We start from the raw sequence: 24,532 nt of genomic DNA, 5'->3' as shown, positions 1-24,532 counted from the left end.
AACGCCGTCCTTGCCGCGGCCGGCTTCAACTTCAAGCTCCTCATCCGCTGGCTGATGTTTTTGTGCGCCTGGATCACCGCCGCAGTTGCCGCCATGTCGACGGCAAAATCCCGGCCTCAGGCCGCGTGAACGCGTTCTTCACGGTCGACGTGACAACACCACCAGCAGCAGGCCATACGCCGAATTGATCAGTCCGGTAAGATGCAACGACTTCGCCAAAGCAGCCTGTATCCGCAACGGTCAAGTGCGCGGGCGCTCACCCTTCGACAGGCGACGCTCGATACTTGCGCTGTAACAAGACAAGCCAAAGCAGATGATAAAGAACACCGCGCCGGCAAAGAAATAGGCGGTTTGCCGAATCTGGTCGCCGATGTTCCACGCCGGATCAATCAGCGCCCCCTGCAGTACGCCAAGGAAATCGAACAGGCCGGCAATCAGAATGATCGTCGTTTCCTTGATAATCGAGATTGATACGTTGACGATGCCTGGAATCGCGGCGCGGAGCGCCTGCGGCAGCACGCACAGCACGAGCGCGTTCCGCTGCCTGAGACCCAACGAAAGCGCAGCCTCCATCTGCCCCTTGGGCACCGACTGAAGGCCGCCCCGGATGACTTCGGCCATGATGGCGGCGTTGAACAGGCTAAATGCGATCAGCGCGCGCAACAGTACGTTGATCTCGACACCGGGCGGAGCGAACAGAGGGAACAGAACGATTGCCAAGAAGAGGACGCCGACGAGCGGCAGTCCGCGCATTACGTCGATATAGAGCGCAGCTAAGCCGGCAACGATCGGCAGGTCCGACCGCCTGGCCAGCGCAAGCGCCAGGCCAACAGGTAACGACGTCGCTATTGTACATGCAGCAACGATCGTGGTGAGCATGATGCCGCCCCATTGCGTCGTCGGCGCCGGCCACAGGCCGAACCATCCACCGCGCAAAAGGATAGTCGCGACTATCGCATAGAGCGATGTAAAGCCGAAAGCTGCGAGCGCCTTTCGTCTTCTCCAAGGCAGTGCAAACATTGCGACGCCGACGATCGCGATAATCAGGCACAGAATCGGGCGCCAGCGTTCGGACGGCGGGTAAAGGCCGAGGCCTGCGGGCCTGCGCCGCTCCACACCGCGTCGACCAGCATCCAGCGGACAAGGCCGGGAAGGGTCATGCCAAGCCAGATGAGAATCGCGGCGGTGAACGCCGCGTTGAGCGGCGTCGATATGCAGCGACGCAGAAACGTTGTCGCACTCACCTTAGCGCTCCCGCCTTAGCATGCGCCCGTTGGCGACGTTGGCGACGGCCGCGATCGCGAGATTGATGAGCAGGTAGCTCGCCATTGTTATGCCGATGATCTCAAGCGGCTGTCCTGTCTGATTGAGCGCGGTTCCCGCGAAGATCAGCATGAGGTCGGGATAACCGATGGCGGCCGCTAGCGAAGAATTCTTGAACAGGGTGATGTACTGGCCGGTCAGCGGCGGGAGTACCGCCCGGAAGACCTGTGGAATGACGATCGCCGCGTAAATGCGCGATTGCGAGAGGCCGAGCGACATGCCCGCCTCGGTCTGTCCTCGGTTGACGCTGGCGATGCCGCCGCGAATGAGTTCAGCGATGAATGCCGAGCCGTAAATCGTCATGCCAATGACCATGGCCACGAACTCGGGAATGACGGTGGCGCCGCCGGCGATATTGAAACCGCCGAGCCTTGGCATGTCCCAGGCGATCGGCGTCCCGGTGACGACAGTGCTCGCGAACGGCAGCACAAGTGCAACGAGAGCTGCGCCCCAGATACCGCGCGCCGAATGGCCGCTCGCAATGCGCCTCCGTCGTGCGGCGCGGGCGAGCAGAACGAAGGCGACGAGGCCGACCGCGAGTAGGGCTATGAAGGCGACAAAGCCGGGCTCAGGAACAGGCCAGGGAAGAGCGAGGCCGCGCTTGTTGAGGAAGACAAGGTCGAACAGCGAAAGGCTCTGACGCGGTGGCGGCAGCGGCCCGAGTACGGCGAAATACCAAAAGAACAGCTGTAGCAGGAGCGGGATGTTGCGCACGGCCTCAATGTAACCGAGCGCAATGAGCGCAAGGAGCGGGTTGCGGGCGAGCCGAAGCAGCGCGACGGCAAGGCCGAGCACAGTCGCCCCGGCGATGGACAGCGCGCCGAGGAGGACCGTATTTAGCAGCGCGACCCAGAAGGCGCGCAGGTAGGTGGACGTTTCCGGATAGGGGATCAGCGCTTGCGCGATGTCGAAGCCCGCCGGCCTGCTGAGGAAATCAAATCCGACACGCAGGTTGAGCCGCGCGACATTGGCGCCGACATTGCCGACGATGAAGGCCGCCGCGGCGCACAGCAGGAGCACGAGCCCCACCTGAATCGCGAAGCCGCGCGGCTCATCGAGCTTCAGGCGGCTTGACCAAGACGCGCGAGGCGGTGTCATGCGGCCTTCTTCCGCTCTGACTTTGGCGTTATCGGCGTACATACCGCAGTTTGGTGGGATCAACGGAACGGCGGCGCGATTACCAGCCCGCCATCTTTCCACAGTCCGTTGAGCCCACGGCTTAATCCGATCGGCGACTTCGCTCCCAGATTGCGGTCGAAAATCTCACCGTAGTTTCCAACGAGCTTGACGATATTGTAGGCCCAGTCACGCGACAGGCCGAGCTTCTGACCAAGGTCGTCGCTCACGCCGAGGAAGCGCTTGACCTCAGGATTGGTAGAGGACGCCTTCATCTCGTCGACGTTCTCCGAGGTGATGCCAAGTTCCTCAGCCGCGATAGTCGCGAACATGACCCAGCGCACCAGATGGGCCCATTTCGGGTCGCTGTCGCGTACAATGGGGCCGACGGGCTCCTTGGAGATGGTCTCCGGCAGGATGAGGTGCTCAGCCGGATTCTTAAGTCCCTGGCCTCGCGACGCTAGCGAGCCGCGATCGTTCGTCCAGGCGTCGCAGCGGCCCTCGTCATAGGCGAGGCGCGCCGGATCGGTGCCGTTAAAGGTGACGATCTTGTAGGTCAGCTTGCGCTGCCGGAAATAGTCCGCGACGTTGAGTTCGGTCGTCGTGCCCTGGGCTGCGCAGATTGTTGCGCCATTCAACTCGTTCACGCTCTTCACGTTCGCAGACTTGCGCACCATGAAACCCTGGCCATCGTAGAACAACGCCTGGGTGAATTCGAGGCCGGCGCCGTTGTCGCGATTGAAGCTCCAGGTGAAGCGGTGCGTCAGCACGTCAACGCCCGCAGTCGCGAGCACGGWGAAGGCGTCGCGGGGCTCGACCACCTTGGTTTCGGCTTTCGCGACATCGCCGAAGATCGCAGCGCTCAGCGCCCGGCAGAAATCGACGTCGAAGCCGCGCTGCTTGCCTGCAGAATCGGTGAAGGCAAAGCCGGGATTGTTCGGCGACGTTCCGCAGCGGACAACCCCACGTTGCCTTACGTCCTCGAGCGTGCCGGCATGAGCCGCGCCGAGCGACGCGAAAAGGGCCGCGGTAGCGACCGTCAGGGCCATAGATAGTGGAGTCCTCGACGTCACGGCTTCCCCCTGAGGATATGGTTCTTGGGTCTTTGGCGTGATGTGCGGCAGTTGGCCACGACACCGACGCGCGCCGAGAAGGCCCAACCGCCCAGCAAATAGCAATGGGGCGATAGGCTCTCAGGTGATAGGCAATCGCTTATCGCCCTTGCTGTTGTGCGCCGCGAGCTGTCGCCGGAGATGCTCGGCGAATAACGCGACCGCTGGCGATACCGGCTTGGTCACTGAGAACACCTGCCGCATTTCCATGGTCAGAGGCGGGGCGTCGAGCGAGAGCATGACGAGGGCGCCACTGTCGAAATCCGCCGCAACCCTGTCCAGCACGCAGCAATAGAGGCCGACGCCGCCGATCACCAGGGCGCGCAGAAATTCAAATTCGGTGGCCTTCGAGACGAGATCGACACTGGAGACGCCGATGCCGGCCAACAACGCTGCAATGCCCTGTCCAAGAAGCGATCCGTCTGGCGCGCCGACGAAGGGATAGGCCGACAGCTCCGCCGGAGGGATGTTTTGGCGACGGGCGAGCGGATGCTCGGGCGCAGCCGCTATGGCCAGCTGCATGTGGCCTACCGTCGTTGCGCGAAGACCTTGAATGTCCTGCTCGCCGAGGAACAAGCCGATATTGGCGGTTCCGTTGCGAATCATATCGACGATTTCTTCTTGACGGCCGACGCGCGTAATGAGCTCGACCTCCTTGTGCTCGCCAGCGAAGTTGGCCAGCAGGGGTGGCAGCACTTGCGACAGTGATCGCTGGCACGCGAAAACGACGCGGCGTTCTGCCACCGCGCGGAAGCGGGAGAGATCGCTCACCATGTCATCTGCTTCGGCGAGCAGCTGCCTGGCGTGGCTGAGGAAGGTCTTGCCGAGATCCGTGAGCTCGACGCCGCGGCCTCGGCGCCGCTCGAACAAGGCGCCGCCTGATTGCGCTTCCAGTGCTTGCACGTGCGAGCTGATGGAGGGTTGCGCTACGCCCAGCCTTTCCGCTGCGGCGCGGAACCCGCCGCCTTCGGCGATCGCGATAAATACCTCGAGCCGCCTTAACGTCAGGCCCGGCACCCGCTTCATGGCATTCCCCCATGCGCATTCTTGTTCGCATAATAGTCAATTGGCTATCGCCGTCATAGGTGTTTCGCCCCGTTGATCTGGCTCTGCCTTCCTGAAACGTTCCCGCCACCTCAACGTGGCGCCGAGGCCCAAGCGGCTGATGGCGGCCTGAGATCGGCGTCTGAACAGAATTGAATGGGGAGGTCTTGGATGGCGCTGCAGGATGCTGCTCCCGCCTCATCGCTTAGCGTCGCGGTGGACATCGGCGGCACGTTCACGGACCTTGTCGGGTTCGACGAGGCGACAGGCCGGGTGCTCCAGTCGAAATCGCTGACGACGCCGCAGGAACTGTCCCAAGGGGTGTGGGACTGCCTCGCGAAGGCAGGCATCGAGCCCCGCGCAGCGCAGAATCTCGTGCATGGCTCGACAGTCGCCATCAACATCGCGATCGAGCAAAAGGGCGCGAAGACGGCTCTCGTCGTCACCAAGGGCACGCGCGACGTCTACAAGATCGGCCGGCAGAACCGGCCGGACGCCTACGACTTCAACTTCAAAAGGCCGTCACCCCTCACGCCGCGGTCGTTGACGTTCGAGGTGAGCGAGCGCCTGAAGGCGAGCGGGGAAGTTCTCTCGCCGCTCGATCAGCGGGAAGTAGAGGACGTCGCCGCGAAGATCCGCGACAGCGGCGTGGCAGCGGTCGCCGTATGTTTCCTGCACGCCTACGCCAATCCCGCCCATGAGATCGAGGCGRGCCGCCTCCTGCGGGCCGCGCTTCCCGGCGTGTACGTATCGCTGTCGCACGAGATCGTCCGCGAATACCGCGAATATGAGCGCACCTCGACCACGGTGATGAACGCTTATATCGGCCCGCGGTCGGCTGAATATGTCGGCCGCATGCAGGACCGCCTTGGGGAGGACGGCTTCGACGGCCGGTTCCTGATCATGCAATCGTCGGGCGGCGTCATGTCGCCCGAGCACGCCAAGGTGCTTCCGGTCGCTATGATGGAATCGGGTCCGGTTGGCGGCGTCATCGCTGCGGCCGAGATCGGGCGGAGGCTGGGTCTGCCGAACGTCATCACCTTCGACATGGGCGGCACGACGGCCAAGACCAGCCTGATCCAGAACGGCGTCGTCTCGATCGCTCAGGGCTATCATGTTGGCGGCCACGCCAGCGGCCATCCTGTGATGTTCCCGGTGGTGGACATCGTCGAGGTTGGCGCCGGCGGCGGCTCTATCGCCTGGATCGACAATGTCGGCGGCCTCAAGCTTGGCCCGCGGAGCGCCGGTTCCGACCCAGGCCCTGTGTGCTATCGGCGGGGCGGCGCCGAGCCGACGGTCACCGACGCCAACGTCGTTCTCGGCCGCATCGGCGCCAGGAGCTTTCTCGGCGGCGAGATGCCGCTCGACGAGGCGGCGGCGCGCGCCGCTCTCACGGGGAAGATTGGCGAGCCGCTCGGGCTTGAGGCGGCCGCCGCGGCGCATGGCGTCATCCGCGTCGCGATCGCCAAGATGGCGCTCGCCGTGCGCGGCGTGTCTGTGCAGCGCGGCTACGACCCGCGCGACTTCGCTCTTGTTGCGATGGGCGGCGGCGGACCGCCACACGCCCTTGAGATCGCGCGCGACCTCGCAATTCCAAAGGTCATAATTCCAAATCTTCCCGCGCATTTTTCCGCACTCGGCATGCTGATGAGCGATGTGCGGCATGATTTCGTGCGCACGCATTATCGAATCCTGACTGACGCGGACACGGCGGAAATCCGCACGCTTTACGACGAACTAGCGGACGCAGGCGCCGTGGCACTCGATCAGGCGGGCGTCGAACCCGCAGTTCGCTCTGTCGAATATTTCATGGACCTTCGCTACGCCGGGCAGGAGTTCACGCTTCAGATTCCCGTGAACGCCGATGAGATTGCGCACGGTGCCATGGCGGCTGTTCGCGGCCGCTTCGATGACACGCATCAAAATCGTTTCGATCACTCTGCGCCGGACGAACCGGTAGAACTGGTCAATCTGCGTCTAACGGCGCGCGGAGCGCGCCCCAAGATCATGTTTCCGCGGCTTGCAGACGGCGACGGCGACGCCCGGATTGGCGTTCGTCCGATCGTACTCGACGATCCGGCCAAGCCGATCGACTGCCCGGTCTATCGGCGCGAGCGACTTCCCGCCGGCGCGCGAATCGAAGGCCCTTGCGCCATCGAGGAGTTCGGATCGACGACGCTTCTGTTCGCCGGCGACGCGGCCACTGTCGTGGAGACGGGCGAGATGATTGTGGAGGTGGCACGGCCATGAGCGGAGGTTCTCCAGTGCTCGATCCAGTCACGCTTGAGGTGATGCGCAACGCGCTGCCCGCCATCTCGGACGAGATGAGCTACGATCTCCAACGCACCTCCTACAACATGATGATCTACGAGGTACGGGACTATTGCACCGCGCTGCTCGACGTCGACGGCTCGCTGATCTCGCAGAACATCGGCGGCGTCTCGCATTTCGTCGCCGACCTCGGCGCCGTCATCAAGGATGGAGTCGCTCGCTTCGGGCAGGACGGCTTCTCTCCCGGCGACGTCGTCATGCACAATCATCAGGCGACGGCGGGGCAGCATCTCAACAACGTCGTTATCTACACGCCCGTGTTCCACCATGAACGCCTGGTCGCCTTCGCGGTCGTGCGCGCGCACTGGGCCGACGTCGGCGGTCAATCCACGGGATTTGGCGGCACCGGCGCCTACGATCCATGGAGCGAGGGCCTTCAGGTCGATCAGCTCAAAATCTACGAGAGAGGACGGCCTGACGAGAAGGTCCTCAAGATAATCCGCGACAACATCCGCTATCCCGACGCGGCCTTCGGGGATCTGCGCTCGCAGCTCGCGGCGTGCAGGCTCGGCGAGCGTCGCTTCTGCGAGCTGCTCGACCGTTACGGCCACGACGATGTGCTCGCGATGATCGCGGCGATCTACTCGGAGACCGAAGCGAAGGCGCGCGTTGCGGTCGCCGCGATCCCGGATGGAACCTACGAAGCCGAGGCTAAAATGGACGGCCCGCGCGGCACGCCGCCCTTCGAGATCAAGGTGAAGGTGATCGTCGCCGGCTCCGACATGACGATCGACCTGTCAGGCTGCTCGCCTCAGCGGGAGAATTCAGGCCTGAACAGCCGCACTTATGCTGGTGCCTATATCGCCTACAAGGCGTTGACCGCGCCGATGGAGCCGCTGAATGAAGGCGCGTTCGGCGGCCTCAAGGTCGTGATCCCCGAAGGCAATATGATGATGGCGAAGTTCCCCGCCTTTATGGCGAGTTGGGGCTCGCCTTTGCCAACGGTCGTCGACGCTATCTGGCGCGCTTTCGCGGGGGCGCTGCCCGACCGCATTCCGGCGGCTCATTCCGGCTCGCTTGGAGCGCCGTTTGCGCTGTCCGGACAGGACCCTGCACGTGGCGCCGGGTTCGTCGCGCAGAGCATCGAGGCCGGCGGTTGGGGCGGCCGTCCGGATGCAGACGGCGAAGACGTGTCCATGTCGGTTTGCCAGGGCGATGTGCGTAACACGCCAATTGAAACCATGGAGCTCAAGGCTCCGCTGATGGTCGGCGAGCGAGCCCTCTGGGCGGACTCGGGCGGGCCTGGGAAGTTTCGTGGCGGCCTGGGAGTGAAGACCACGATCCGATCGCTGGTCGATGGCCGCTGGAACGCCGGGCCGCCGGGTCACCGTTCCGGTTACGCGCCATGGGGATTGTGCGGCGGCAAACCCGGCGCGATCGGCTTCACGATGATCCGCGAGCCGGGCGGCGACTACGAGCGGTCGCTGGCGCCCCGCGTGTTCGGACCGGCCGGAACCGAAGTCATCTACCGCACATCGGGGGGTGGTGGATGGGGCGATCCGCTGCAGCGTGACGTTGACCGCGTGTCGCGCGACGTGCGCGAGGGCTACGTCTCGCCCGAGCAGGCGCGCGATGCCTACGGCGTCGTCATCGACAGCAGCGGCCGCGTCGACATCGCCGCCACACATGCGCTGCGAGAGGGCGCGGAGGTCGCATGATGACGAGCGCGACATGGATCGACGAGGCGCTCCGGACGCGCTGTCTTGCGCGCCGGCGCGAAGCCGTCCGCGACAGTCTTCGCGCCAAAGGCCTCGACGGGCTGATCGCGTATGGCAGCGGCCGACACTCCTTCCTCGCCTCGAACCCTGCGTGGTGGCTGACGGGGCTTCGGCAGATCGGACCGCATCTTGCGATTGTGATTACGCTGGACGGCGATCCGTTCGTGATCGCCACTCCCGCCTACGACGTACGACGGATCGCGCAGCGCATCGGCCATGTCGAGCTGACGGTAGTCGACGAGGCGGACTTCATCGAAACCGTGCGCCGGGAGCTCGATCGGCGCAGTCTACTCGGCAAGCGCTTCGCGATCGCGGGAGGCGTTCAACCAAGGCGCATCAACGACGCCTGGCCGACTATTTTCTCGACGCCTCCGCAATCTGGGGATGCGCTGGTAAGCGACATCGCCAGATTGCGCGACGATTGGGCGATGGCGTGCGTTCGCCGTGGCGCTGATATCGCAGAACGAGGCTGGGCCAACGCGCTCAACACGGCGCACTCGGGAATGGCGGAGTATGAGCTTGCAGCGGAGATGGAAGCCGATATGCGCGCCATGGGCGCCGAGGATAATTTCCAACTCCTGTCCGCCTCCCAGCACAATCGCGCCGCGCATCGCGCTAGCAATCGCATCTTCGCCGCCGGGGACGTGCTGCTCGGCGAAGTGACGCCATCCGTCGAAGGCGAATATGTGCAGATCTGTCGAACCGCCGTCTTCGGCGAGCCGACCAAGCTGCAGCAGGATACGTTCGCGCTTCTCGATGGCGCGCTGCGGCGCGCGATGGCAGCAGCGACGCCCGGCACGCCCGCCCGAGACATCGTGCGCGTGATGAACGAGCCGATCATCGCCGCGGGCTACGAAACCTACACCAAGCCGCCCTACATGCGCACGCGTGGCCACAGCATGGCGCTCGGTTCGCTCGATCCCGAGATCGCCGTGGACAGCGACCAGATTCTAGTCGAAGGCATGGTCTTCGTGCTGCATCCGAACCAGTACATCCCGGAAACCGGCTATGTCATGTGCGGCGAGCCCGTGCTTATCACGCGCGACGGCGCCGTCCCGTTGACTGCCCGCATGGGCGCGCTGGACGTCATTCCAGCCTGAAGGAGGCGGTCATGCTTTCGCTCGAACCTTCGATCAAACGCGGCCTGACGTTCTGGGACCGCGCGCTGCTGTCGCCCGACGAATTCGACGAGCGCGTGCGACTCGTGCGGGAAGACATGCGACGCCGCGGTCTTGCGGCGATCGTCATCGCCGGTAACATGTATGAGGACGAGGATCTCGTGTTCCTCGTCGGCTACAATGTCGACGGCGTCTTAGTTCTGCCGGCGCAAGGCGAGCCGGCGATCTTCACCAACAGCGGCAGTCGCGAAAGCTTCTTCCTGCGCGAACTGACCTGGGTCTCCGATCTGTCTCATCGCGGCGCGCAGACTGGCGCGGCCGTCGCAGAGACTCTGAGGAGCCGTGGGGTGACAAGCGGCCGCATTGGCGTCGCCGGCCTGCAGGTTCTGGCCGGGCACCCTTACAATGATCTCGTTCGTAATCTCGTCGCCTATCAGATCGAGGATTTCACGCCAGCCTACCGAGCTCTGCGCCAGACGCTGCGGCCCCGCGAACGCGCCGCGCTGCGCGTGGCGTTCGGCATGGCGGACGCCGCAGCGATCGCGGCCGAGAAGATCTACGCGGCCGGCGCATCGAACGCGAGCGCCGTCATCGAGGCCGAGCGCGTCGCACGCCGCGTCGGCGCATGGGATGTGCGCATCCTGTCGAATCTTGACGGCGGTGAATTGCGTCCATTCGAACGGTTATCTGACGAGAGGCGCGACCCGTTCCTGATGTGGATCGCGACGCGCTACCAGGGTTACTGGGCCGCGCGCGCCGTCAACGCGCCTGCCGATCCCAAGAGCGAAGCGGCGCGCGCTGTCGCGGCTATGGCGGCTGCGGCGCGCCCCGGCGCGACCGCCGGCGAGATCGCAGCAGCGGGCCTCGCCGGCCTGAGCGAAGCCTCCCGCCGAACTGCTTTGGCTCACGGCCTTGGCGGCGGCGTTGGACTAGCCATGGACGCGCCGCCCTTGATTCGCCCCGAAAGCCGCGACGTTCTCGCGCGCGGCATGACGTTGTTGCTTCATGTCTTCGCTGAAGGCGGCGATCGTCCGTCGCTGGCGGGTGCAATGATCGAAATCGACGCTGACGGCGCGCAGACGGTGGATGCAATTCCCGCGTCCCTGCCGCCGATCACGGCGGCGGCCTGAGCGTGATTGTCCGGGACTGGGCAGACGAGTTCGTCCAGCGGGCGCCACCTTCTGCAGCGCATATCGACATACGCGTCGCCGACATCGCAATGGCCTTCTTTGCAGGGTGCGGCGCGATGGAGGCCAGGCGTCTCGCCAAGGCTTTCCGCGACAATGAAGCCGCGGCCTGCTCCGCAATGGTTCGACGCACAGAGTGCGACGATATCAATGTCGGGTCGTGCATAACGCCGGGTTCGGTGGTCGTGCCGACAGCGTTGGCCGCGGCATGTGAAAACGACGTCGCGCTTGAACGCTTCGATCGGGCTGTCGTAGCCGGCTACGCCGTCGGAGTGCGCCTGGGGCGCGCGCTTGGCGGCGTCGCGGCCCTGAGTGGCGGCATTTGGCCGACATGTTTCGCGGCACCAATGATGGCGGCCGCGACGGCCGCGGTCGCGCGCGGCTTTGATCGCGACGGCGTTTCGTCCGCCATCGCGCTCGCCGTCGCCCGGGCCGGCGGACGCGTCGGGCGGCCCGCCGGTGCGCCATCTGGACGATGGTTGGCGTTCGGAGACGCCGTCGCGTCAGGCTGCCGGGCGGCCGACGCCGCGGCGCTTGGGTTCCAGGGCGACCCGTCGCTCCTAGGCCGCGACTGGCTGGCCGCCATCGGCGGTCCGGCGCATATTCAGCCGAGCGCCTTGCGGGCGTCGGAAACAGATGACTATATTCGGTCGAACGCGACGGCGAGCCGGCCGCCGATCTTATCGATTACGCCGCACGTATCCACATTCACGCCGACGCGGCGCTTGATCGGTACATGCCGGAGGTCTGGGGCGCGCGCGTGCGCGTCCAATCTGGCCGCCGCGCCGTCGAGGAGTTCTGCCTCGCGGTCGACGGTGATCCCGGCCACGGAGACGCAACGGCGATGCTACGCGCAAAGCTTACGCGCCTAGCGCCGATCGCCGATCAACCGCTCTGCGCCGCGTTGCTGGAGCCGGCGAACGATGAGGCGCGTCGCGCGCGCCTAAAGACGCTCTGGTGCGCGATGCGCGCGCGGCTCGCCGACGCCCCCTAGGCCACGATTGGGAAAAGCGGGGACCAGTTTTCCGTCCAATCGTGGTCTAAACTTGTGGAACCGATCACGTTCATCACTTCAGATCGGTTCGATCTGAAGTGATAATGATCTAGAGTTCTCAGGCTGCGGCGCTGGCGAGGGTGCTCGGCGGCGCATCGCGCAGATTGAGAATGCGCCTCGCATTATCGTAGAACAGCTTCTGTTTGTCGGTCGGCGACAACTCCAACTCGTCGAGCAGGCGCAACGTCTCGGACGGCATCCAGCACGGATAATCCGTGCCGTACATCACGTTGTCGATGCCGTAATATTCGATGGCGAACTTCATGCCGAGGCTGTGGGGCGAAACCGTATCGGTGAACATCCGTTTGATATAGGCGCTTGGCGGATGCGGCAGTCCGACGCGTGCGCCGTTCTTGTCCATCCGTCCCGACTGGTAGGGCAGCGCCCCCCCCGTATGCGACATCACGATCTTCAGCGTCGGATGGCGCTCCATGATGCCCGAGAAAATCAGTCGCGCTGCAGCGACGCTGACCTCCATGACACGGCCAAGGGTCAGGTGCAGCGCGCCGCCGTAACCTTCCAGAACATCCTGGAACACAGCATCCGTCGGATGGATGAACATGGGAACGCCGAGTTCAGCGACGCGCGAATAGAAGGGCTCGAGACGTTCCGCATCGATGCGCGGATCGTTGCCCACGCTTCCGGGAACGTTGACGCCCATCAGGCCGAGCCGGCCGACCGCGTCGTCCAGCACCTCGATCGCGACTGCGGTATCCGTCAACGGCACGGCCGCGCTGGCCCAAAGCCGCCCCGGATACCGACGCTGCGCAGCACTCATCTCTTCGTTCCAGAACAGCGCGTGATCGCGCCCTTCCTCAAGCGGAAGATCGGAGAAATGGATCGACAGCGGCCCAATCGAGCAGACGACGTCCACGCGATGCCCCAAGCCGTCCATGTAGGCGAATTGTCGCTCGAGATCGAACCATTCAGGCTCGAGATTGAGGAGGCCGGTGGCGTCCTCTTTGCGCCGATAGTCATAGCCGCCATCGGCATTGCGCGTCACGCGAGGATAGACGCATCGCTTTGCGAGCATTTCGAAGAACGAGCGTGGCCAGTGATGAAAGTGCGAGTCTATAATGTGCATTCTTGGCATTCCGATCCAAATTGCACCTTCTGCGGGGAGTGCTACCGCGATAATGGGCCGCAGAGTAGGCCGGCGCAACGGAGGTTTCAATGCATCCGTGGCGGGCGCTACGACGTTGTCGTTCGTAGGGCCCGACGTTTAACGAAGGTGAAGCTCTGGTGGCGAAAGGCGGAATGGCGCAGAAGCTTGCGCTGACGCCGCAGACGATCCCTGGCGAGATCCTATGCCGTCACCGGGAAATAGCCGTCATAGGCCTTGTGCTCCCGGTCGACCCAGGCATTGCGCCTCAACTCCCGAAAGGTCGTCGAGCGATGCCCGGCGACGCTCGTCCAGATCGAGATGCAGGTAGGCGTAGGCCATCCAAAATCATTCTGGCGTAACTCACTGGAACTTCCACCCTATGCCAGGTGGGCGTAGATCGACACCAATCCAGACCGTTCTCAAGTAAGCGGTGCAATGCGCCATTGGACTAACCCGCTCTCGCGGGAGGGCGCTGCAGCGTAGTCCGCGGCGAGATTTCGCATGTGACGCGCTGCATCCGAGGATTTCGGGGTCGTACCCCTGATCCTTGGAGAGCCCCATGACCGAGCTTGCCGCCGTCAGTCCGCTGCGCCATCGGATGATCGAGGATATGACCATCCGCCGGTTTGGCGAGCACACGCAGCGCGACTATGTTCGGCAGGTCCGCGCGTTCACGGCCTTTCTGGGCGTCTCGCCCGACCGGGCCGAACCGGAAGATCTGCGGCGCTATCAGCTTCACCTGGCTTCGCTCGGTGCGAGCTATTCGCGGATGAACCAGGCCTGCACGGCGCTGCGGTTCTTCTTCCATGTCACGCTGGGCCGGACCGGCTTCGGCGACCGGATGGCGCGGATCCCGACGCCGGAGCGCCTGCCTGTGGTGCTGAGCACCGAGGAGGTCGCACTGGGGCGCTGCGAGCGGTGCGCCGCCTGAGGTCTAAAGTAAAGCTGTTGATTGTCCGACAATCCGACATTAGGATTGACCTATGTCGCAATCGACAACGCATGCCCATGCGCAATCGTACGGAGTGGTCGATGACCGAGGTCTTCATCCTGGCTGCCCAGCGCACCGCCATAGGCACCTTCGGGGGCGCACTCAAGGACATCGCACCGGCCGAACTGGCGAGCACAGTCGTGAAGGCGGCGATGGAGCGCAGCGGGATCCCATCCCAGCAGGTCCAGCACGTTGCCTGGGGGCAGGTCATCCAGACAGAGCCGCGAGATGCCTACATCGCCCGCGTCGCGGCCGTGAATGGCGGTATTCCGGTCGAGACTCCGGCATTCACAGTAAACCGGCTTTGCGGTTCGGGCCTGCAGGCCGTGATTTCGGCCGCGCAGACGATTCTACTGGGGGATGCCGATGCCGCGCTCAGCGGCGGCTCGGAGAGCATGAGCCGGGCTCCCTTTCTGTCGCCCTCCATGCGTTGGGGCGTAAAGATGGGCGATACGCCGATGGTCGATATGCTCGACGGGGCCCTACGCGATCCGTTCGGCCGCATCCTGATGGGCGTGACGGCTGAGAACATCGCCACGCGCTACAATGTCGACCGCGAAGCGCAGGATGCCCTGGCGGTTGAAAGCCATCGCCGCGCGTCGCGCGCGATCAGGGAAGGCCGCTTCAAGGACCAGATCGTCGGCATCGAGGTCAAGATGCGGTCCGGCCCGGTGAGCTTTGTGGAGGACGAGCACGTCAGGCATGACGTCAAGCATGCAGACCTTGCCTTGCTTCGCACCATATTCAGGAGGGAGGGCGGCTCGGTCACGGCTGGCAATGCATCGGGCATCAATGACGGCGCGGCGGCGATTGTTCTGGCCGGCGAGGATGCGGTTCGGCGCAGCGGGGCCACGCCGCTCGCGCGGCTTGTCGCCTATGCTCATGCCGGCGTCGAGCCGGACTACATGGGCATCGGGCCCGTCCCGGCGACGCGCAAGGCCTTGGCCAAGGCAGGACTGACAGTGCGTGACCTCGATGTGATCGAGTCGAACGAGGCCTTCGCGGCCCAGGCCTGTGCGGTCGCCCGCGAGCTCGATTTCGACCCGGCCGTCGTCAATCGCAATGGCAGCGGCATCTCGCTCGGCCATCCCGTCGGTGCGACGGGCGCGATCAACGTCGTCAAGGCCGTGCACGAACTGCAGCGCATCGGCGGTCGCTACGCGCTCGTCACGATGTGCATCGGCGGCGGCCAGGGTATCTCGGCCATTTTCGAGCGGGTCTGAGGCAAGCTCGTTCCCACAGGACGCAATAATCCCGCGAGGCGCACCTGCGCTCTCTTGATCGGAAAGCGGGCTGATGTTAGCGTTTTCTTTGTCGGACAAGCGGACAATTGGTTCGAGGCGAATGCTCTCTCAAGATAATGCCCTGTTGAACGAAGGCGAAAACGTCAGGTTGGAGCGATCTGGCGGCCATGTCCGCTTGTCGTTCCAACGTGCGGAGAAGCTCAACCCGCTCGACTGGGCGACGGTCCGCGAACTGAAGCAGGCTGTCGAAGCCATCGAGGCGATGCCGGACGTCTTCGTCGTCAGCATCATCGGCAGCGGCCGCAGCTTCTCGGCCGGTGGCGATCTCGACGGCTATCTGAAGCTCTACCGCGAACCCGCGCAGTTCTCCGACTTCCTGGAAGATTTCTTCGCGATGCTGGCGGGCATAGAGAGCTCCCGGAAAATCTATGTCGCGCTGATCAACGGCGTTTGCGTTGCAGGCGGGCTCGAACTGCTGCTGGCCTGCGATGTAGTGCTGGCGGCGGACACCGCGCGGATCGGGGATGGCCATCTCAATTTCGGCCAGCTTCCTGGCGCCGGCGGCTCGCAGCGCCTGCCGCGCGCGATCGGCATGCTGCGCGCCAAGCACCTCATGCTGACCGGGCAGCTGCTGAGCGCGGCAGAAGCGCGGGAGATCGGTCTCGTCAACGAGGTCGTGCCGCATGCCGAGCTTGAACAGGCGCTCAACCGGCTCATCGAGAAATTGGCGGACAAGAGCCGGGTCGGCCTGGCCTCGGCCAAGCATCTCGCCAACAAGACGCTGACGACCGACCTCGAAGCCGGTCTGCGCTACGAGATCGATTTTGTTTTGAACTACGCGACCACGGTACCGGACGCGACAGAGGGGCTGCTTGCGTTCAAGGAGAAGCGCAAGCCGTCCTATCGGAGCTGAATATCCGGCGGTCGCGCAGCAGGCGCGGCGGGCCCTGGCGACAAAGTGATGTGAGAAGGCCCGGGCGCGGCACAGCCGCGCAACAAGAGGCCGGTGATTGGGAAGGAAGATGCCGATGGGCGATGAGCATCGCCATGAGAGCCACCCTGAAGACGAGCATGCGATTTTGATCCGCATGCGCGCCGATGCAGAGCGGCTGTGCCGGACCACTGACCCGCTGCTTTGCGGGCAGGCTTCGCAGTTGCGCGGCCGCATTGCGGCCATGCTCGAGATCGCAACGCCGCCCGCCGCGTTGCTCGCCGAGGTACGCTCGTGAACCGCCGCCTTCAGGGCAGGGTTGCACTGATCACCGGCGCTGGCTCCGGCCTCGGCAAGGCCGTCGCGCAGCGCTTCGCCGCAGAGGGCGCGCGGGTCGTCGTCACCGATATCGCCGATGAAGCTGGCCGTGCCGTCGCGGCCGAGATCGGCGAGGCCGCGGCCTTCATTCACTGCGACCACACTGTAAGCGAGCAGTGCAATCAGGCGGTCGCATTCGCGCAGGACCGTTTCGGCGCGCTCGACATCCTGCACAACAACGCCGGCGGGCCCTTTACGGGCAGCTTCGAGACGATCGACGACGAGTTGATGGAGCGCGTTCTGCGCGTCAACCTCGTCGGCGTGCTGAAGATGACCCGCGCCGCGCTACCGGCGCTGCGCCAGAGCGCCACCGGCAATCCGGCCGGGGCTTCGCTGCTCTTCACCTCGTCGCTGCAGGGGCTCAAGGCGAAGCCGAATTTCAGCCTCTACACGGTCGCCAAGCACGGCATCGTCGGGCTGGTGCGCAGCCTGGCGCTCGAGCTAGCGCCGCAGAACATTCGGGTCAACGCGATCTGCCCGACTGTGACGGAAACGCCGATGCTCTCGGCCTTTCTGCCGGGAATGGCGAATGACCGGGACGAGGCCATGAAGCGCTTCCGCTCCACCATTCCGCTCGCTCGCATGCCGGAGCCGGACGATATCGCGGCTGCGGCCCTGTTTCTTGCCTCCGACGAGGCGCGTGTCATCACCGGCGTCGCATTGCCGGTCGATGGCGGCCAGATGGCGATGTGAGCGGGCCATGTCCATGAAATCGCAGCCCTTTAGCCTCGAAGGTCTCGCGGCGGTCATCACCGGCGGCAGCGGCGGCATCGGGTCCGCCGCGGCGCAGGCCCTGGCTGAGGCCGGTGCGGATGTAGCCGTGATCGGCCGCAACCGCGTCAAGCTTGAACGTACGGCGAAGGCCGTGGAGGCGGCGGGCCGCCGCTGCCTCATCGTCGAGGGTGATGTGACCGACGAAAACGCCGTGCAGGCCGCGCGCGACGCGGTCGTTGCGGCCTTCGGCCGGGCCGATATCCTGTTCAACAATGCCGGCGTCACCTCTCCGAAGCTGCTCGCGGAGACCTCGCTGACCGAATGGCGCGATGTCGTCGACGTCAGCCTGACCGGAGCCTTTCTGTGCTCGCGCGCCTTTGCGCCGGTCATGGCTGAAAACGCCTATGGCCGCATCATCAATATGGGGTCGATCCTGTCGGGGAGGGGTATGGCGAACCGCACGGCCTATTGCGCTGCCAAGGCCGGGCTGGCCAATTTTGGCGCGGCCATGGCCTTCGAGCTCGGCCAGCAGGGTGTCACGGTCAACACCGTCGGCGCCACCGTCATCGTCACCGATCTCAATCGCGAGTTGATCCGCACGCAGCCCCAGCTTTACGACAAGGTGCTGTCGCGCTCGGCGATCGGGCGGCTGGGCGAGGTCGACGACGTCACCGGCCTCATCGTCTTCCTGGCGTCCCGCGCCGCTTCCTACATCACCGGCCAGACCATCTATGTCGATGGCGGCTATACCGCGGGCTAGGCGAATGGCGATCCAACTCCTCAACGGCGTCGTCTATGGCGGCTTGCTCTATCTGCTGGCGGTCGGCCTCGTGCTGATCTTCGGCTTGCGCGAGGTGGTGAATTTCGCCCATGGCGCGCTGTTTATGCTCGGTTCTTATGTCGGCTACACGCTGGCCGCTTCCGGCCAGTGGTGGCTGGGCCTGCTGGTCTCGGTCGTCTTCATGGCGGCCGTCGGCTGCGTGCTCGATGCGTTGGTCTTCCGCAGTCTGCGCAAGCACGACCATATCGTCACCGTGCTGATCACCTTCGGGCTGCTTCTCATCCTCGAGACCGTGGTCACGGTCACCTGGGGCAAGGCTTATCTGAGCTATCCCGTGCCCAAGCTGCTGGCCGGGACGGTCGAAATCGCTGGATCCCCATTTCCGATCTACCGGCTCTTCATCATCGCCGTCAGTCTGCTCGTCGCGGCTGGACTGGCGGCCTGGCTACGCTTCACGCGGATGGGGCTTTATGTCCGCGCCGCTAGCACGAACGCCCATGTCACCTCGATCCAGGGCATCGACGTCGACCGGCTCAGCCTAGTCGTGGTCGGGCTTGGTACCGCGCTGGCCGGCCTTTCCGGCGTGGTCGCGGGACCGCTGCTGACCCTCTCGCCGACAATGGGCAATTACATCCTGATCGATTCTTTCATCGTCGTGGTCATCGGTGGGCTCGGCAGCTTCGGCGGCGCCTTCATTGCGGCGCTGCTGATCGGCCAGATCCACAATCTCGGCGCGATTTATCTTCCCTGGGCAGCGACCATGCTGCCCTTCCTGCTGATGATCGGTATCCTGATCTGGCGGCCGACAGGCTTTGCGGGGTCGCGCACATGACCTCTGCCGTCGACAAAGCCGCACTTGCCAAAAGGCCGGTCATGCCAAGAACGGCGCGGATTCTGGGTTTCGCCGCGCTGGCGCTGGCCTTGGGCGTCGCGATGCCCTGGCTTGTGTCGTCCAAGCTGACGCTCTCCCTGACAACGCAGGCAATCGTCGACGCCCTGCTCGCGACAAGCGTCGGCTTTCTGGTCCTGCAGAACGGACGCGTCAGCTTCGGCCAGGCGGCGTTCTTCGGACTGGGTGGCTATGCATTCGGCGTTCTTGTCGCGCGCCAGCTGGTGGCGCCGGAAGTTGCCTTCCTTCTGGCGCTGGCGCTGCCGACGCTGGTCGCCTTCCTGCTCGGCCTCGTCTTCGCGCGCATCGCCGGCGTGGCTCATGCTATGCTGACGCTCGCGGTTGGCCAGGCCTTCTATGAGATCGCCTTCCGTTGGCGCGAGCTGGCCAAGGGCGATGACGGCATGTCGTTCGAGCTGCCGCAACGCATCTTCGGTTTCGCATCGAGTTCGCTGCAGGACCCCGTAGTGATGGTCGTCGTCGCATGGTCAGCCCTGGTTCTGGCGCTCGCCGGGCTCGCTCTTTTCGTAAACAGCCGTATCGGCCAGATCGCCGCCGCCGTGCGCGACAATGAGGAACGGGCGCGCTTCATCGGCCACGACACCGCCATCCCGCCTGCTGTCGTCTATGCCATCGCGTCCTTCCTGGCGGCACTCGCCGGTGTGCTGCAGGCGACCTATAACGGCTATATCGCGCCGCAGATGTTCCACTGGAGCCTTTCGGGAACGGCCTTGATCATGGCGGTCGTCGGCGGCGCCCAGCTCATCGTCGGCCCGGCGATCGGCGCCGTATGCTTCTTCTTCCTCAAGGATTTCGCCGGTCGCTTCGCCGAATTCTGGCCCGCGATCGTCGGCACCGTCCTCGTCGCCGTCACGCTTCTGATGCCCCAGGGCATGGTCGGGTTGGCGTTCCGGCTCTGGGCCGGGCGGCGGAGCAAGCCATGAGCGCGAGCGTCGCAATCCAGGGCCTCGGTGTCGAGCGGYGCTATGGCGGTTTCCGCGCCTTGAAGGGCGTCGACATCGCCGTCAAGCGCGGTGAGATCCGCGGACTCATCGGGCCCAATGGCGCCGGCAAATCGACGCTRATCGACGTGCTGTCGGGCCGCGTGCGCGGGCAGCCGGGCAAGGTTCTGCTGGACGGCAAGGATATCTCCGCTCTGAAGCCGCAGGAGCGGCGCCGGCTCGGCCTCGCACGTTCCTTCCAGCGCACGAACATCTTCCCGGGTCTCAGTGTCGAACAGCAATTGCGCATCGCCTCCTGGGCGGTGACCGATGCCGGAATGGAGGAGGTGATGGCCGAGCTCAACCTCACGGCCCTGGCGCGGACGCCTGCTGCCGAGATCAGCTATGGCGATCAGCGCCGCCTCGATCTCGCTCTCGCGCTGGTCGGGCGCCCGAGCGTCCTGCTGCTCGACGAGCCGGCCGCCGGTCTCACTGTCGAGGAATCGCACCTGCTGGCGACGATCCTGCGCGATCTCGCCAATCGCTGGAACGTCACGGTGCTGCTCGTGGAGCACGACATGCAAGTTGTCTTCAGCATTTGCGACGGCATCACCGTGCTGCATCTCGGCCAGACGCTCGCCGAGGGCGGCGTCGCGGAGATTCGCRCCGACAAGCGCGTCGTCACGGCCTATCTCGGGACGGAGGCGTGATGTCGCTGCTCTCCTTTCACGACGTCCATGCGCTCTACGGCCAGGCCCGCATCCTGAACGGCGTGTCGTTCGATATCGGCGCCGGCGAGCGGGTCGCGCTTGTCGGACGCAACGGCGTCGGCAAGACCACGGTCGTCAATACGTTATGCGGCGTCACGCGCATCGAGCGCGGCCATGTCGCGATCCGTGGCAAGGCGATGCGCGATCTGCAGCGCTACACGGCCGCGCAGAACGGCATCTCGGTCGTGCTGCAAGGCCGCGGCATCATCACCAACCTGACGATCGAGGAGAACCTCCTGCTCGGCGCGGCGACCGGCCGACGCGGCCCCTGGTCGCTTGCATCAGTCAAGCAGCTGTTCCCGATCCTGGAGGAGCGCAAGGCGAGCCTCGGGCTCGCGCTCAGCGGCGGCCAGCAGCAGATGCTGGCGATCGGCCGCGCGCTGATGGCCAACCCTGACCTGCTCATCCTCGACGAGCCGAGCGAGGGGCTGGCGCCGGTCATCGTCGACGAACTCGCCGAACTCCTCGTCAGGCTCGGCAATGACGGCATGGGCATCCTGCTGATCGAGCAGAGCGTCGGGCTGATCAGGCGCGTCGCGGAGCGGTTCTATGTCCTGTCCAAGGGGACAGTCGCCGCTTCGGGCCCGCTTGCCGATATCGGGGCGGAGGAGTTTCAGCAGCACATCGCGATCTAGCCAATCCGTCGCAGAAACGGGGCGAACAACGCCGCAATCAAGTTCAATCCCAGGGAGGAACGAAGACATGTCCAAGACAATGATGATGACGGGCCTTGCTCTGGCCGCCGCACTTTCGGCTGCGGGCGCCGCCCGAGCCGCCGATCCGCTCAAGATCGGCGTCGCGACCGATCTTTCGGGCACCTATGCGTCGCTTGGTGACGAGGTGATGAGGGCGACGCGTTTTGCCGTCGATGAGGCCAATGCCGCCGGTGGCGTCGACGGACGCAAGGTCGAATTCAAATCCTACGACACCGAAGCCAAGCCCGATCTCGCCCGCCGCCAGGTCGAGAAGCTGGTGATGGAGGGCTATCCGGTCGTGACCGGCATGATCGCTTCCGGTGAAGGGCTGGCGATCGCGCCGCTGATGGAGCGCTGGGGCTCGATTTACATCTCCGTCGTCAACAAGGCCGACGAACTGACCGGCGCCAACTGCGCCAAGCGCGTCTTCCGCGTCAACACGCAGTCGGCCATGGACGCCGCAACCGTGAAGCCGTGGCTGAAGGAGCGCAAGGAGAAGAAGTGGGCAGTCGTCGCGATCGACATTGCCTGGGGCCGGGGCTCGGCGACGCTCTTCTCCGAGGCCGTGAAGTCGACCGGCAAGGAGATGGTCGCCGAGCTCTTCCCGCCGGCCAATACCAACGACTTCGCGCCCTATATCGAGCAGATCAAGAAGGCCGGTGCCGAGGGCGTCTGGGTCGTGCTGGCAGGGCGCGACGCCATCAACTTCGCACAGCAGTCCAAGCAGTTCGGCCTGACCGACGCGATCACCGTCGCCGGCGTGAGCTTCACCACGGACGGTACAGTCAAGACATTGGGCGACGCCGCGAAAGGTGTCTTCGGCATCATCAATTACTCGTCGACGCTCGACACGCCGGAGAACAACAGCTTCGTCAAGGCCTGGACCGAGAAGTACAAGGTTCCGCCGACCAATTTCGAGGGCGAAGCCTATCTCGGCTACCAGGTGCTGTTCCAGGCGGTGAAGGATGCCAAGAGCGTCAAGACGGACGACATTGCCAAGGCCTTGCCGGGCAAGACCTATGACACGATCATGGGCAAGCTGGTCATGCGCGCCGAAGACCGCCAGCTCCTCAAGCCGAACTATTTCGGCGTGGTAGAGGCCGTCAATGGCGAGTTGCGCCCTGTGGTCAAGACGACAGTCAGCGCCGCCGACGTCGCTCCGGCCGTGTCCTGCAAGGTGAATTGAGCTGGCTTCATTGTAAGCGAAAGGGCCGGGACGCTGTCCCGGCCTTTTTAGTTTGGGAGGCGGCGAAAGTTGCCTTCGGCCATCAGAATTCGTCGAGCGGCATCAGGCCGGCCGTCGTGTCGAGGGTCGCGACGAAGGCGAGTTGCTGCCGCGCCTTGGGCAGTTCGGCCTCGAAGAAATAGCGGCAAGCCCTGAACTTCCCGCGCGCGAAGCCGTCCTGCTCGTCAAGTTTGGCGGTTACCGCGCAGGCCTGATCCAGCCAGAGCCAGGCGACTACGACATGGCCGAAGCCGGAGAGGAAGACCGAGGCGTTGATCAGGGCCTGAGCCGGGTCATCGAGCGAGGCGAGCACGGCGATCGTCGCGCGCGCCTCGGCCCACCCTTCGCGCAGCCTGACAGCGAGGTCGGCGAGCTGCGCGTCCCCTTCAGCCTTTTCAGCCGTCTGCTCGATTCTCGCTTCCAGCAGCTCCAGCGCCTGCTCGCGATCGCGCAGGATCTTGCGGCCAAGCAGATCGATGGCCTGAATGCCGTGCGTGCCTTCATGAATCGGGTTGAGACGGTTGTCGCGATAGATCTGCTCGACGTCGAAATCGCGCGTATAGCCGTAGCCGCCATGGATCTGGATCGCCAGATCGTTGGCGGCAAGGCCGAATTCGGAGGGCCAGCTCTTGGCGACCGGGGTGAGCAGGCCCAGCAGCGCTGTGGCGCGCGCCTTGTCCTGCGGTGTCGCGGCGGTCGTCTCCTGGTCGATCAGCTCGGCACAATAGAGGATGAGCGCAAGCGCGCCCTCGGCATAGCTCTTCTGGGCGAGCAGCATCCGGCGCACATCGGCATGCTCGATGATCGGCCGCTGTCTGGCCGCCGGGTCCTTGCTCCCGCCGATCAGCGGGCGCCCCTGCGGCCGCTCGCGGGCATAGTCTAGCGACTGGCGATAGCCGCGCACGGCCAGCGCAGCCGCACTGAGGCCGACCGAAATGCGCGCCTCGTTCATCATCTGGAACATCAGCGCGAGCCCGCTGCCGGCCTCGCCGATACGGTAGCCGATGGCGCCGGCGGCCCCGGCCGGCCGATGCCGCGTCCCCTCGCCGAAGTTCAGCAGGCAGTTCGTGGTGCCGCGATAGCCCATCTTGTGGTTGAGGCCGGCCACGGCGATGTCGTTGCGCGTCCCGTCCGGCAGGATTTTGGGCACGGCGAAGAGCGAGATGCCGCCAACACCGGGCAAAAGTACACCGGACGCGTCGGGAATCTTGGCGAGAACCAGGTGGACGATGTTCTCGGAGATGTTCTGGTCGCCACCCGAAATCCACATCTTCGAACCCGAAAGCCGGTAGCGGGGGCCGAGCCTATCCTCGCCATCGGCCAGCGCGCGGGTCGTGATGTCGGCCAGCGACGAGCCTGCCTGCGGCTCCGACAGGCACATGGTGCCGAGCCAGCGACCCTCGATCTGGGGCAGAGCGAAGGTTTCGATCTGGGCGCGCGTGCCGAAGGCGCAGAGCAGGCGGGCATTCGCCGTGGTCAGCATGACATAGGCCGCTGTCGCGATATTGGCCGCCATGAAATGCGCCATCGACGCCGTCTGCACGAGCTTGGGCAGTTGCAGCCCGCCGACCTCGCTGGCGAAATCGGCGGCGAAGAGGCCCATTTCGGCCGCAGCCGTCAGCGCCTGCTTGATCTCGGGGATGACACGAACCGTTTCACCGTCCAGCACCGGCTCGTTCTGATCGGCCTTCTTGTAATGCGTCGCGAAGCGGGACGCGGCGAGCTTCGCGCTGACATCGAGAACCGCGTCGAAGGTCTCGCGCGAATGCTCCGCGAAACGCGGGTGTCGCGTCAGCCGCTCGGCATCGAGCCAGTCATAGAGCAGGAAGGCGAGGCTGCGCTCGTCGAGATAGCTCATGCCGTCC

23 protein-coding genes are annotated in these 24,532 nt (G+C 64.8%); 16 read left to right on the top strand and 7 right to left on the bottom strand.

Annotated features, from left to right (window positions below):
* Positions 1-240 precede the first annotated feature (240 nt).
* The 5 genes from AC1D34_RS12295 to AC1D34_RS12275 all read right to left on the bottom strand — a co-directional run bounded on the left by AC1D34_RS12295 (position 241) and on the right by AC1D34_RS12275 (position 4,577).
* Complete coding sequence (locus AC1D34_RS12295; protein ID WP_476824335.1) at positions 241-1,020, bottom strand: amino acid ABC transporter permease; 780 nt, start codon at positions 1,018-1,020, stop codon at positions 241-243.
* Positions 1,021-1,043: 23 nt separating this feature from the next.
* The gene (locus AC1D34_RS12290; protein WP_476824334.1) at positions 1,044-1,244 is read right to left on the bottom strand and encodes a hypothetical protein; all 201 of its coding nucleotides are present in this window, start codon (positions 1,242-1,244) and stop codon (positions 1,044-1,046) included.
* Position 1,245: 1 nt separating this feature from the next.
* On the bottom strand, positions 1,246-2,421 hold the full coding sequence (locus AC1D34_RS12285) for an amino acid ABC transporter permease (protein WP_476824333.1): 1,176 nt from the start codon (positions 2,419-2,421) through the stop codon (positions 1,246-1,248).
* 59 nt (positions 2,422-2,480) lie between these two features.
* Entirely contained in the window at positions 2,481-3,488 is a 1,008-nt protein-coding gene (locus tag AC1D34_RS12280; protein WP_476824332.1) for an amino acid ABC transporter substrate-binding protein, read from the bottom strand.
* 144 nt (positions 3,489-3,632) lie between these two features.
* Positions 3,633-4,577 carry a LysR family transcriptional regulator gene (locus tag AC1D34_RS12275; protein WP_441508523.1) on the bottom strand — a complete coding sequence of 315 codons (945 nt, stop codon included), beginning with the start codon at positions 4,575-4,577 and terminating at the stop codon, positions 3,633-3,635.
* 189 nt (positions 4,578-4,766) lie between these two features.
* Here AC1D34_RS12275 and AC1D34_RS12270 point away from each other — a divergent pair, with 189 nt between their 5' ends.
* The 5 genes from AC1D34_RS12270 to AC1D34_RS12250 are packed head-to-tail and all read left to right on the top strand — an operon-like array spanning position 4,767 to position 11,821.
* Positions 4,767-6,845, top strand: a complete 2,079-nt coding sequence (locus tag AC1D34_RS12270; RefSeq protein ID WP_476824331.1) for a hydantoinase/oxoprolinase family protein — start codon at positions 4,767-4,769, stop codon at positions 6,843-6,845.
* On the top strand, positions 6,842-8,584 hold the full coding sequence (locus tag AC1D34_RS12265) for a hydantoinase B/oxoprolinase family protein (protein ID WP_441508521.1): 1,743 nt from the start codon (positions 6,842-6,844) through the stop codon (positions 8,582-8,584). Before AC1D34_RS12270 ends, AC1D34_RS12265 begins: the two co-directional genes overlap by 4 nt.
* A complete protein-coding gene (locus AC1D34_RS12260) occupies positions 8,584-9,744 on the top strand; it encodes a M24 family metallopeptidase (RefSeq protein WP_441508520.1) in 1,161 nt (386 codons plus the stop codon). The genes AC1D34_RS12265 and AC1D34_RS12260 overlap by 1 nt, the downstream gene beginning before the upstream one ends.
* 11 nt (positions 9,745-9,755) lie before the next feature.
* Positions 9,756-10,892, top strand: coding sequence for a M24 family metallopeptidase (locus AC1D34_RS12255; protein ID WP_441508519.1), 1,137 nt, complete (start codon positions 9,756-9,758; stop codon positions 10,890-10,892).
* 2 nt (positions 10,893-10,894) lie between these two features.
* Positions 10,895-11,821, top strand: coding sequence for an MmgE/PrpD family protein (locus AC1D34_RS12250; protein ID WP_476824330.1), 927 nt, complete (start codon positions 10,895-10,897; stop codon positions 11,819-11,821).
* Between the two features lie 240 nt (positions 11,822-12,061).
* On the opposite strand, the gene AC1D34_RS12245 is transcribed toward AC1D34_RS12250, so the two are convergent.
* Positions 12,062-13,177 (bottom strand): amidohydrolase family protein, encoded by a 1,116-nt coding sequence (locus tag AC1D34_RS12245; RefSeq protein ID WP_476824329.1) that lies wholly within the window; start codon positions 13,175-13,177, stop codon positions 12,062-12,064.
* Positions 13,178-13,667: 490 nt separating this feature from the next.
* Between AC1D34_RS12245 and AC1D34_RS12240 the strand changes: the two genes are divergently transcribed.
* The 11 genes from AC1D34_RS12240 (at position 13,668) to AC1D34_RS12190 (ending at position 22,628) form a co-directional block, all read left to right on the top strand.
* Positions 13,668-14,039 (top strand): phage integrase N-terminal SAM-like domain-containing protein, encoded by a 372-nt coding sequence (locus AC1D34_RS12240; protein ID WP_441508516.1) that lies wholly within the window; start codon positions 13,668-13,670, stop codon positions 14,037-14,039.
* A 101-nt stretch (positions 14,040-14,140) separates the two neighbouring features.
* Positions 14,141-15,322, top strand: a complete 1,182-nt coding sequence (gene bktB, locus AC1D34_RS12235; RefSeq protein ID WP_476824328.1) for a beta-ketothiolase BktB — start codon at positions 14,141-14,143, stop codon at positions 15,320-15,322.
* A gap of 145 nt (positions 15,323-15,467) precedes the next feature.
* Positions 15,468-16,256, top strand: a complete 789-nt coding sequence (locus tag AC1D34_RS12230) for an enoyl-CoA hydratase/isomerase family protein (protein ID WP_441508514.1) — start codon at positions 15,468-15,470, stop codon at positions 16,254-16,256.
* 115 nt (positions 16,257-16,371) lie between these two features.
* Complete coding sequence (locus tag AC1D34_RS12225) at positions 16,372-16,572, top strand: hypothetical protein (protein WP_441508513.1); 201 nt, start codon at positions 16,372-16,374, stop codon at positions 16,570-16,572.
* Entirely contained in the window at positions 16,569-17,345 is a 777-nt protein-coding gene (locus AC1D34_RS12220) for an SDR family NAD(P)-dependent oxidoreductase (protein WP_441508512.1), read from the top strand. Before AC1D34_RS12225 ends, AC1D34_RS12220 begins: the two co-directional genes overlap by 4 nt.
* Positions 17,346-17,352: 7 nt before the next feature.
* Positions 17,353-18,126, top strand: a complete 774-nt coding sequence (locus AC1D34_RS12215) for an SDR family NAD(P)-dependent oxidoreductase (RefSeq protein ID WP_441508511.1) — start codon at positions 17,353-17,355, stop codon at positions 18,124-18,126.
* A 4-nt stretch (positions 18,127-18,130) separates the two neighbouring features.
* Positions 18,131-18,979 (top strand): branched-chain amino acid ABC transporter permease, encoded by an 849-nt coding sequence (locus AC1D34_RS12210; RefSeq protein WP_103871312.1) that lies wholly within the window; start codon positions 18,131-18,133, stop codon positions 18,977-18,979.
* Positions 18,976-19,980: a branched-chain amino acid ABC transporter permease gene (locus AC1D34_RS12205; protein ID WP_441508510.1), complete on the top strand. Its 1,005-nt coding sequence runs from the start codon at positions 18,976-18,978 to the stop codon at positions 19,978-19,980. The genes AC1D34_RS12210 and AC1D34_RS12205 overlap by 4 nt, the downstream gene beginning before the upstream one ends.
* A complete protein-coding gene (locus tag AC1D34_RS12200) occupies positions 19,977-20,687 on the top strand; it encodes an ABC transporter ATP-binding protein (protein WP_476824327.1) in 711 nt (236 codons plus the stop codon). The genes AC1D34_RS12205 and AC1D34_RS12200 overlap by 4 nt, the downstream gene beginning before the upstream one ends.
* Complete coding sequence (locus AC1D34_RS12195; RefSeq protein WP_476824326.1) at positions 20,687-21,382, top strand: ABC transporter ATP-binding protein; 696 nt, start codon at positions 20,687-20,689, stop codon at positions 21,380-21,382. The genes AC1D34_RS12200 and AC1D34_RS12195 overlap by 1 nt, the downstream gene beginning before the upstream one ends.
* A gap of 67 nt (positions 21,383-21,449) precedes the next feature.
* A complete protein-coding gene (locus tag AC1D34_RS12190) occupies positions 21,450-22,628 on the top strand; it encodes an ABC transporter substrate-binding protein (protein ID WP_441508507.1) in 1,179 nt (392 codons plus the stop codon).
* A gap of 82 nt (positions 22,629-22,710) precedes the next feature.
* Here the strand turns inward: AC1D34_RS12190 and AC1D34_RS12185 are convergent, their stop codons facing one another.
* Positions 22,711-24,525 (bottom strand): acyl-CoA dehydrogenase, encoded by a 1,815-nt coding sequence (locus AC1D34_RS12185; RefSeq protein ID WP_441508506.1) that lies wholly within the window; start codon positions 24,523-24,525, stop codon positions 22,711-22,713.
* Positions 24,526-24,532 lie beyond the last annotated feature (7 nt).

The organism is Allobosea sp. P1_A7, from assembly GCF_056406775.1.
The sequence above is the reverse complement of the archived record's forward strand: the minus strand, read 5'-3'. Positions and strand labels throughout refer to the sequence as shown.

Coding starts and splice junctions, on each gene's coding strand:
- AC1D34_RS12295 (WP_476824335.1), bottom strand. CDS start 1,020: ATGTTTGCACTGCCTTGGAGAAGACGAAAGGCGCTCGCAGCTTTCGGC.
- AC1D34_RS12285 (WP_476824333.1), bottom strand. CDS start 2,421: ATGACACCGCCTCGCGCGTCTTGGTCAAGCCGCCTGAAGCTCGATGAG.
- AC1D34_RS12275 (WP_441508523.1), bottom strand. CDS start 4,577: ATGAAGCGGGTGCCGGGCCTGACGTTAAGGCGGCTCGAGGTATTTATC.
- AC1D34_RS12265 (WP_441508521.1), top strand. CDS start 6,842: ATGAGCGGAGGTTCTCCAGTGCTCGATCCAGTCACGCTTGAGGTGATG.
- AC1D34_RS12260 (WP_441508520.1), top strand. CDS start 8,584: ATGACGAGCGCGACATGGATCGACGAGGCGCTCCGGACGCGCTGTCTT.
- AC1D34_RS12255 (WP_441508519.1), top strand. CDS start 9,756: ATGCTTTCGCTCGAACCTTCGATCAAACGCGGCCTGACGTTCTGGGAC.
- AC1D34_RS12240 (WP_441508516.1), top strand. CDS start 13,668: ATGACCGAGCTTGCCGCCGTCAGTCCGCTGCGCCATCGGATGATCGAG.
- bktB (WP_476824328.1), top strand. CDS start 14,141: ATGACCGAGGTCTTCATCCTGGCTGCCCAGCGCACCGCCATAGGCACC.
- AC1D34_RS12225 (WP_441508513.1), top strand. CDS start 16,372: ATGGGCGATGAGCATCGCCATGAGAGCCACCCTGAAGACGAGCATGCG.
- AC1D34_RS12215 (WP_441508511.1), top strand. CDS start 17,353: ATGTCCATGAAATCGCAGCCCTTTAGCCTCGAAGGTCTCGCGGCGGTC.
- AC1D34_RS12210 (WP_103871312.1), top strand. CDS start 18,131: ATGGCGATCCAACTCCTCAACGGCGTCGTCTATGGCGGCTTGCTCTAT.
- AC1D34_RS12205 (WP_441508510.1), top strand. CDS start 18,976: ATGACCTCTGCCGTCGACAAAGCCGCACTTGCCAAAAGGCCGGTCATG.
- AC1D34_RS12195 (WP_476824326.1), top strand. CDS start 20,687: ATGTCGCTGCTCTCCTTTCACGACGTCCATGCGCTCTACGGCCAGGCC.
- AC1D34_RS12190 (WP_441508507.1), top strand. CDS start 21,450: ATGTCCAAGACAATGATGATGACGGGCCTTGCTCTGGCCGCCGCACTT.
- AC1D34_RS12185 (WP_441508506.1), bottom strand. CDS start 24,525: ATGAGCTATCTCGACGAGCGCAGCCTCGCCTTCCTGCTCTATGACTGG.